The sequence below is a fragment of the Caulobacter sp. P1_B12_2 genome, from assembly GCF_056406675.1.
In genome coordinates this window covers 1-8,086 of sequence record NZ_JBFTZS010000196.1, presented here as the reverse complement: position 1 = coordinate 8,086, position 8,086 = coordinate 1, and the positions used below count along the sequence as shown (strand labels likewise).

6 protein-coding genes are annotated in these 8,086 nt (G+C 66.5%); 2 read left to right on the top strand and 4 right to left on the bottom strand.

All coding sequences use genetic code 11. From position 1 onward, the window contains the following. A partial coding sequence (locus AC1DZ6_RS13560; RefSeq protein ID WP_477097691.1) for a TonB-dependent receptor plug domain-containing protein occupies window positions 1–3,026 on the bottom strand: 3,026 nt, incomplete at its 3' end. A 324-nt stretch (window positions 3,027–3,350) separates the two neighbouring features. Here AC1DZ6_RS13560 and AC1DZ6_RS13555 point away from each other — a divergent pair. Beyond that, window positions 3,351–5,384, top strand: a complete 2,034-nt coding sequence (locus AC1DZ6_RS13555) for an alpha/beta hydrolase family protein (RefSeq protein ID WP_477097690.1) — start codon at window positions 3,351–3,353, stop codon at window positions 5,382–5,384. 57 nt (window positions 5,385–5,441) lie between these two features. Here AC1DZ6_RS13555 and cdd read toward each other — a convergent pair whose 3' ends face one another. Together cdd and AC1DZ6_RS13545 are read right to left on the bottom strand one after the other, a co-directional pair. Continuing rightward, on the bottom strand, window positions 5,442–5,885 hold the full coding sequence (cdd, locus tag AC1DZ6_RS13550; protein WP_477097689.1) for a cytidine deaminase: 444 nt from the start codon (window positions 5,883–5,885) through the stop codon (window positions 5,442–5,444). Between the two features lie 103 nt (window positions 5,886–5,988). Then, complete coding sequence (locus AC1DZ6_RS13545) at window positions 5,989–6,261, bottom strand: BolA family protein (RefSeq protein WP_477097688.1); 273 nt, start codon at window positions 6,259–6,261, stop codon at window positions 5,989–5,991. A gap of 59 nt (window positions 6,262–6,320) precedes the next feature. Here AC1DZ6_RS13545 and AC1DZ6_RS13540 point away from each other — a divergent pair, with 59 nt between their 5' ends. Continuing rightward, the gene (locus tag AC1DZ6_RS13540; protein ID WP_477097687.1) at window positions 6,321–6,971 is read left to right on the top strand and encodes a J domain-containing protein; all 651 of its coding nucleotides are present in this window, start codon (window positions 6,321–6,323) and stop codon (window positions 6,969–6,971) included. A gap of 18 nt (window positions 6,972–6,989) precedes the next feature. Here the strand turns inward: AC1DZ6_RS13540 and AC1DZ6_RS13535 are convergent. Further along, window positions 6,990–8,086, bottom strand: a 1,097-nt coding sequence (locus AC1DZ6_RS13535; protein WP_477097686.1) for a hypothetical protein, incomplete at its 5' end; no start/stop codon positions are given.

Genomic DNA, 8,086 nt, shown 5'->3' with positions numbered 1-8,086 from the left:
GGGTCCTGACGGCCGATGAAGTCGTACTGGGTCGCGAAGGCGTAGCTGCCCACGCGGCCGTAGGTGAAGTTGCCGCGGTCCTGCAGGGCCGGCGACACCTTGGGCGGCGCTTCGTTGAAGAGGTTGGTCACCCCCACGATGCCTTCCCACTTGTCGGCCTCATAGCGGAACGACAGGCCGTGGTACCACATCGCCTCGGCGTGGTTCTTGGCGATGAAGGCCGAGCCCTGCGGCGTCGTCAGGTTCGACGGCGGCGAGAGGTTGGTGCCGAACTGGTAGTCGTAGTTCGACTGATGGCCCACGAACTCGGTCGACCACGTGACGGTGAAGTCGTTCCAGCGGTAACGCAGCTGGGTGTTACCGACCACCTTCGGTTCGCCGATCACGCCGTTGAAGTCGTCCGTGAAGCCGGCGAACAGCTCCTGGGTGTCTTCCAGGGTGTAGCTGAACTGGCCGTCCAGGGTCAGCTTGCCCGGGCCGATGTCGCGGTTGTAGCGCAGCGTCAGGTCGATGCCGCGGCTGGTCTGGCTTACGATGTTGCGGAACGAACCATCGATGTTGGTGACCTGCAGATAGTTCGGGGAAGACGGATCCAGGTCACGGTCGAACAGAGCGCAGAACGGGTTAGTCGGGAAGTCGGAAGCGGCGTAGCACTGCCCGACGACGGCCGCGCCGCTGCTGGTGACCTGATCGTTGACCTCGATCTCGTAGTAGTCGATCGCGATGTTGATGTCGGCGAATTCCGGGGTCCAGATGAAGCCCGCGCTGAACGCCTTGGACTTCTCCGGCTTCAGGTCCTCGCCGCCGCCGGTGATGATGAAGGCCGAATTATTGAGGCCGTCGTAGTCGCCGGGGATACCCTGGGCCGCGCAGTTCTTGGCGATCGTCGGGTTCGACGTGCCGCCGCCTTCCGAGGGCGCATAGCGAATGCACGGGTCGACCGAGGCCTGGCTCAGGAAGCCGCCTTGGTCGCCCAAGTTGAGTTCGAACAGCGCCGGGGCGCGGAACGAGGTGCCGTAGCTGGTGCGCAGGCGATAGGCGGGGGTGATCTGCCAATTCAGGCCGGTCTTGTAGGTGTAGTTGGTGCCGTAGGAATCGTAGTCCGACACCCGGCCCGACAGGTTCAGGGTCAGGGACTCTATCGCCGGCAGCGCCTTCAGCAGCGGCGCTTCCAGTTCGCCGTAGCCTTCCCAGACCGTGTCGCTGCCCTTGGTGCGGCTGGCGGTGGCCAGGTTGTAGAAGTTCTGGTTRGTCAAGTCCGGACCCGGCTTGTCGTCCAGCTTGTCATGGCGATACGACACGCCGAACGCGCCCGACAGCGGGCCGGCCGGCAGCTTGAACAGGTCGCCGGTCACCGAGAATTCGGCGATGGTCTGCTCGTAGTCGGTGACGCCCTTGTCGGTCAGCTTCAGGTAGGCGTAGTCGTCCGGCGTCAGGTTGCCCGTCTGCAGGACTTGGTCCGAGAACAGGTTGATCGGACGGCAACCGGCCGGCGAGCCGGACGGGCAGATTTCGCTGAAGTTGCTGTCGGCCCAATCGCCGCCGATGCCGGCCAAGAACTTCTCGCTGTCGATGCCCGTCAGGCTGTATTTGCCGTGGTTCTTCGAATAGCTGAGATAGCCGTCCCAGGTCCAACCGTTGAGGAAGCCCAGACCCTCGCCGAACTTGCCGCGCAGGCCCGCGATGCCGCGGACCACGGTCACGTCCTGGGTGTACTTGTAGGGCGTCAGGGCCAGGGCCTGAGGTGCGTAGAGACCGGAATCGTTGGGATCATCCGGATCCTCCCAGCCCGGGATGGTCCGAGCCGCGTCAGCATAGGAGGCGCCCGCGCAGTTGAAGGGGTTCACCGAGCAGGGTGCTTCGGGCGCGATGATCGGGAACAGCTGCTGCACATTGGTCTGCGACGACTTGCGCTGGTGACCCAGGAACTCGCCATAGGCCTCGCCGAAGGTCAGGTCGTACTGGCCGTCGGCATAGATAGTGTAGCGCTTGGTCGGCGAGATGAAGTCGGCGTCCCGCTCCAGGGCGTTGACCGAATCGCGGTCGTTCAGCGGCGCGAACCGGTAGCCCGGCAGGCGCGGATCGGCGGCGGCCGCGGCGACGATCGGTGGGTTGGCCGGATAGGCCGGACCGTCGGTCGAGATCCTGGCCCGGCTGCCGTAGAAGGCGCCCGACGAGGCGTAGACCGGGATGTAGTTGAACTGGGCGCCGGACGGGCCCAGGCACTTGAACGTGCCGGTGTCGACGTCGATCCAGTCGTTACGCGCGCCGGTGGTCGGGTTGAAGCTGTATTGCTCCTGGCACATCAGGTCCTTGCGGTCGCCGAACTTGAGCGCCTTCTGCTCGTAGTACTGGCCGCTGATCTGGAACCGCCCCTTGTCCAGCACCTTACCGTAGGCGCCGCTGAAGGTGTATTCGTTGCCGCCGTCGCCGCCGCCGCCGAACTTGCCGGAGGCTTCCAGGCGACCGCCGTCCAGCTTGTTGCGGGTAATGACGTTGACGACGCCGGCCACGGCGTCCGAGCCGTAGATCGACGAGGCGCCGTCCTTCAGGATTTCATACCGGTCGACGATCGCGTCGGGCAGGATGTTGAGGTCGACGGCCGCGACCGCGCCCTGGGTGCCGGCGGGCGGCAGACGGCGGCCGTTCAGCAGCACCAGGGTGCGCTGGTCGCCCAGGCCGCGCAGCGAGACGGTGTTCACGCCGCCGCCGCCGTTGACGACGAAGCCGGTGAACTGGCTGTTGATCTGGGTCGAGCCGGCCGAGACCGAAGCGCCCTGCAGGATCTCGCTTCCGCTGACCAGGCCGGCCAGGGTCGAGCCTTCGGTGGTGATCACCTGGACCGGCGAGATGCTGTTGAATTCGTTGCGGCGGATCCGCGAACCGGTGACCACCAGTTCGTCGACTTCCGTCCCTTCCGCGGCGGGCGGGGCGGCGGTGTCCTGAGCCGCCGCGAGGGTCGGCGCGCCCGTCACGATCGCACCGGCGATCATGGTCGTGCACAGTAGGATTTTACGTAAGAACATTTTTACTCCCCGCGCTGAACGAGCCTAGCGACATCGCGTCCCCCAAGGCTCAGACGGCAGGTTAGGCAGGTCGAATGCCAGGCTTCAACGAACGCAATGGGCGACCGGTGATTTCTTGCTCCACGAGTTACAATTTAGTCACATAGTCGCCACAATGGCCCAGCTTGACCGGATTTCGTGCCTTTGTCGGGCATCCGTCGCTACCTAGCGTAATGTGATTTCCATGTAACTACCTGTAATTGCGATACATCATGGCCGCATTGCGGACACGGACAAACTGTCGCTACGTTCGAGGCAATCCGGTTCATTCAGTGAGGCCCTCACGTGCCGACTCAAACCAAGACATTGTTGACGGCCATGGCCGCGGCGGCCTGCCTGGGCCTGGCCTCGGCGGCCACCCTCGGCGTCTCCACCGCCCTGGCCGCGGCGCCCAGCGCCAAGGATTTCAGCCGCTACGCCGCTCTGGCGGACGTGGTGGTCTCGCCCGACGGCCAGCACATCGCCGGCCTGATCTCGGCGGACGGCGAGGAGCGCCTTCTGGCCGTCTGGGAAACCGCCCACCCCGACCGTCAGCCGTTCATCATCGCCTCGCGGAACATGCGGCTGATGAGCGTCAGCTTCGTCAAGAACGACCGCCTGGCGATCGTGGTGCAGCAGACCCTGACGATCGGGTCGTACAAGGGGCACCTGGGCAAGATCTACATCACCGATCTGAAGGGCAAGGACTGGAAGTCCGCCCTGCCCGAAGCGCGCGCCGCCAGCGAAAGCGCCGAGCTCGAAAATCGCACCGGCAACCCCAGCATCCTCAGCACGCTGCCGGGCGACCCGCAGCATATTCTGGTGATGGACAACAGCGGCGACGGCGAAGGCGATGTCTACCGCGCCAACATCTACAACGGCACGGCGGAAAGAACCGAGCGCGGGTCGGAGAAGTTCGGCGAACTGCAGGCGGACGCCAAGGGCGAGATCCGCGCCAAGGTGCAACTGGACTACGAGGACGGCAAGGCGGTCTACATCCAGTGGATCAAGGGCCCCAAGGGTCAGTGGGAGCCGCACTTCCGATCCTACCTCAAGGACCGCAACCTCTTCGCCGTCGCCGCCTTCAGCGACGATCCCAACATCGTCTATGTGGCGGGCCGGCAGCCCGGCGCCGACAAGTCGGGGATCTACGTCTACGACATCACGGCCAAGAAGATCCTCGAACCGGCTTTCGAACATAAGCTGTTCGACGCCGTCGGCGTCGTCGAGGACCCGTCGGACCATCTGCTGGGCTTCAGCTACCAGGCCGCCAGCTTCAACGTCTACTGGGTCGATCCGCAGCTGGCGGCGATGGACAAGGGCGTCCGCGCGGCTCTGGGCGTCAAGACCACGCCCATGCCCTGGACCGATCCGGGCACCGGGCAGAAGGCCAGAATCAGCGTTCCCGACGGCGCCGACCTGTCGGTGGTGTCGTGGTCGGACGACTACAACGCCATCATCGTCCTGAAATCAGGCCCCCGGGAGCCCGGCGACTACTACCTGTTCACCAAGGACGGAAAGCTGTCCCTGCTGGGCAAGGCGCGCCCGTGGATCAAGCCGGAGACCCTCGGCGACACCCATCTGGTCGAATATACGGCCCGCGACGGCCTGGAGATCCCCGGCTTCCTGACCAAGCCGCCGGCCTCCGCCGGCCCGGGTCCCTTTCCGACGATCATCCTGCCGCACGGCGGGCCGTGGGCGCGGGACGAGCTGGGCTGGGACGTCAGCGGTTGGACCCAGTATTTCGCCAGCCGCGGCTATGCGGTGCTGCAACCCCAGTTCCGCGGCAGCGAAGGCTGGGGCCGCAAGCTCTGGACCGCCGGCGACGGCGAGTGGGGCCAGAAGATGCAGGACGACAAGGACGACGGCGCCAAGTGGCTGATCGACCAGAAGGTCGCCGATCCCAAGCGCATCGCCATGTTCGGCTATTCGTACGGCGGCTATTCGGCCCTGGCCGCCAGCATCCGGCCCAACGGCCTCTATCAGTGCGCGGTGTCGGGGGCCGGCGGCAGCCTCTCCGACATGAAGCGCGCCACCGCCGACAGCCGCACCATGCGTGAATACCAGCGGCCGTTCGTGGGCGGGCTGGACGCCATCCAGAACGCCGGCGAGGCCAAGATCCCGATCTTCCTGTACCACGGCGAGCGCGACCAGATCGTCGACATCAAGGATTCCCGGCGCTTCATCGCCGGGCTGAAGGCGGCGAACAAGCCTTACAAGTGGTTGGAAATCAAGGACATGGGCCACCAGTACATGACCATGACCCCGGCCATGATGGAGGTCCAGCTGGTCGAGATCGAGAAGTTCTTCCAGAACGAGTGCAAGCCCGGCGGCCTCTAGCGGCCGGCGCTGGACATCGAGGGGGCGACGGCGACGTCGCCCCCTTTTTCGTGGCGGTCAGGCCAGGTCGCGCGGCCCGAACGAATCGGGCAGCAGGCTCCAGAACGGCGTGCGGCGCGTGGTCTTGCCGTCCTGGACCGAAACGATCTCGCAGGCGTCGGTCGCGAACTCGGCGATGCGCTGGCGGCAGGCGCCGCAGGGCTGGACCACGGCGTTGGAGCCCGAGGCGATCAGCACCCTGGCGATTCCCCGCCCGCCGGCCGTCACCATCGCCCCGATCGCCGTCTGCTCGGCGCAGGTGCCCGACGGATAGGCGGCGTTCTCGACATTGACCCCCAGATGGGCGCGCCCGTCCTCGTCGATCACGGCGGCGGCCACCGTGAAGTTCGAATAACGGGCGTAAGACCGCGCCAAAAGGGCCGGAAGCGCCGCCGCCAGGGCGGCTTCGCTGTCCGGATCCAAAAAGATCGGGATCGGGGTGGAATTTTCTGTCGCGCTCATGCCGGCCTCGTTCGCCGGCGTTTCCTGCCTTTTGCGGGGCTGCGCCGGGCGGAGAGGCAATCAGTCGCGGGGGCCTCTGGCAAGCCTGTTTTCGCGCGGTCCTTCACGCCTCGCCCGGCGCCTTGGCGACGATCGACAGGGCGTGAACGGGTCCCGCCATTTCCTCGGAAAGGGCTTGGAAAATCAGGCGTTGGCGGGCCACGCGGGCCTTACCGGCAAAGGCCTGGGCCTCGATCAGCAGGTTGAAGTGGCTCTCCCCGCCCTCCCGGTGTCCGGCATGGCCGTGGTGGCGGTCGCTGTCGTCGACGATCTCCAGCCTCGTGGGCGAAAAAGCGGTGGTCAATTTGGCGGCGATGGCATCGGCGACGGCGCCCATGATAGCTTCCTTGCTTGTCAATCCTTGAACGGAAATAGCTGCGGCTTACTCTAAGCGCCATGAGCGCCGACTTCGAATATCGCCCCAAGTTTTTTGACATCCGCGTCCGCCCCCCGAAAACGGCGGAAGAGAAGGCGCGTGAGAACGACGTCTTCGCCCTGAAGCCGGGCGAAGTGCGTTGCGATCACCCCGAATGCAGCCTGGCCGCCACGTCCAAGGCGCCCAAGTCGCGTGACATGCCGGGGGTCTATTACAATTTCTGCGTCAAGCACGCGGCCGAGTACAACAAGAACTGGAACTTCTACGCCGGCATGAGCGAGGGCCAGATCCGCTCGGCGCAGGAAAAAGAGAAGATGACCGGCGGTCGCCCGACCTGGTCGATGAAGGCCGACGCCAATTCGCGCGAGGCCGCCGCCGCCGCCGCGCGCGACGCCCGCCACGTCAACGACCCCTTCGGCCTGTTCCGCGCCCAGCAGCGCAAGGCCGAGTCGGCCGCGGCCGGCCGCAGCATCGGCAAGCTGGAGCGCCAGGCCCTGGCCGACCTGGACCTGGAAGCCGGCGCCGACGGCGCGGCGATCCGCGCCAAGTACAAGGATCTGCTCAAGCGCTGCCACCCCGACATGAACGGCGGCGACCGCAGCGCCGAGCACAAGCTCCAGCGGGTGATCAAGGCCTACAAGACCTTGCAGAAGTCCGGGCTGGCGAAGTAGGGCGTCTGCGTTCCGGGCCTACTCCCCGGCGCGGACGCATTCGATCAGCCGAAAGCCGTCGCAGGTCGGATCGCTGCAGATCCCGCCGGTGGTGATGATCACCGTCTTGCCGATGTCCGGCCGCGGCTGGATGTGATCGGCGCGGGCATGGCCCTGCGATCGACAGAACGCGTCGGCCGCGGGCTTGCCGCAATCGACGCCGTAGTCGCGACACCAGTCCAGGGCGGCGGTTTCACCGTTGGCGGCGGTGATCTTCGGATCCCGATAGACGACGCCCGTCATCTGGGCCACCGGCACATGGGTCGTGGCCGGGGGAGCCGGCGCCGGCGCGGGCGCGGGCGCGGGCGCGGGGGATGGTGACGGCGCCGGCGAGGGCGTCACCGACAGCGGCGGGCGCGGCGTGAACACCGACCCTGGCGCGGCCATCTTGCCGCATTCGATGCTGCTGAAGCCGTCGCAGCTAGGGCCGCAAATGCGACCGTTGGCGATGACCGCCGTCACGCCGATCCGCGACGCCGGCGCGAACGTCGTCGCCACCAACTCGCCATGCGCACGGCAGAAGGCGTTGGCGGCGGCCTGGCCGCAGTTGGTCCCGAACTCGCGGCAGAAATCGAGGCTGACGTCGTCCCCGCTGGCCGTACGGATGGTCGGGCCGGTGTAGAGCCTGGTCCCGTGTCCCGTGTCGCGGCTCGTCATCTGGGGCGACGGGCCGGGAGCGAACCGGCATTGGGGACGAACCTCGGCGACATGCGCCTCGCCGACGGCCACCGAGATGCCGATCGCCAGCTCGCGCGGACCGCAGCCGTAGAAGGTCGGTCCCGAACTCGGCATCGGCGAGCCGCCCGGGCCGAATTGCAGGCGGCCGATCTCGACGATGTCCCGCGGCGGCGGAATGGTCCGGCATTGCGGCGCGACATATTGCAGGATCACGGTCTCGCCCTGGGTCACGTGACGGATCTCGATGCCGCTGACAGCCGAGCCCCGCGGGCAGATCGCCACGCCCTCGCCGCCCCCGGCGACGCCCTGGATCGGACCGTTTCGAGGCTGCCCCGCGGTGCTGGTGGCGGGGTTCCAGCTTTGACAGACCGGACGGATGGCGTTGATCCAGTCGCCGC

Coding starts and splice junctions, on each gene's coding strand:
- AC1DZ6_RS13540 (WP_477097687.1), top strand. CDS start 6,321: ATGAGCGCCGACTTCGAATATCGCCCCAAGTTTTTTGACATCCGCGTC.
- cdd (WP_477097689.1), bottom strand. CDS start 5,885: ATGAGCGCGACAGAAAATTCCACCCCGATCCCGATCTTTTTGGATCCG.
- AC1DZ6_RS13545 (WP_477097688.1), bottom strand. CDS start 6,261: ATGGGCGCCGTCGCCGATGCCATCGCCGCCAAATTGACCACCGCTTTT.